The following is an 871-nucleotide window of genomic DNA, read 5'->3' on the forward strand; positions in this document are numbered from 1 at the left end:
CGATCACCTGCCTCGGTCACCGTGTCGTCGCCGCGTCGCTGCGCCCGGTGAACGCCATCCGCACCGAACTCGACGACATCATCGCCACCAGCCCCGGCCGCCAGGTCCCGGTCCCACCCGGCGACGACGAGATCCACGGACTCGCCGACAGCATCAACCACACCCTCTCCCGGCTGGGAGCCGCGATGGAACAACAGCGTCAGTTCGCCTCCGACGCCTCCCACGACCTGCGCAGCCCCATCGCCGCCATCCGCGCCGAAGTCGAGGACGCCCTCCTCGCCCCCCGCGAGACCAGCGTCCCCGCCCTCGGCAGAACCATCCTCACCAGCCTGGACCGGCTGGAATCCATCGTCTGCGACCTGCTGACCATCGCCCGCCTCGACGCCGGCACCCCCGCCAAACGCGACCCCGTCGACCTCGCCCGGCTCGTACGCCAGGAATGCCACATGCGCCGCCAGACCACCAAAAGACTCCTGTGCCACCTCGAACCCGGCGTCGTCGTCCGCGCCGACCCGCTACGCCTGGGCCGCCTGCTCACCAACCTCATCGACAACGCCGACCGCCACGCCGAGACCACCATCACCGTCACCGTCCGCCACACCCCCGGCGACCAGCACGACACCCCCCACGGCACCGCCATCCTCGAAGTCCTCGACGACGGACCCGGCATCGAACCCGACAAACGCGAACTCGTCTTCCAGCGCTTCGCCCGCCTGGACGCCGCCCGCAACAAAGACGCCGGCGGCACCGGACTCGGCCTGCCCATCGCCCGCCAGATCGCCGAGACCAGCGGCGGCACCCTCCGCATCGAGGACAGCCCCCGCGGCGCCCGCTTCGTCCTGCGCCTCCCCCGCCACCAGGACGCCCCCGC

Annotated in this window: 1 protein-coding gene; it reads left to right on the top strand. The window is 71.8% G+C overall.

Annotated elements, in window-relative coordinates:
- On the top strand, positions 1 to 871 hold an 871-nt coding region (locus QSK26_RS41435), incomplete at both ends, for a sensor histidine kinase (RefSeq protein ID WP_285780852.1).

The sequence above is a fragment of the Microtetraspora sp. NBRC 13810 genome (genome assembly GCF_030268685.1).
Taxonomy (GTDB): domain Bacteria; phylum Actinomycetota; class Actinomycetes; order Streptosporangiales; family Streptosporangiaceae; genus BSRQ01.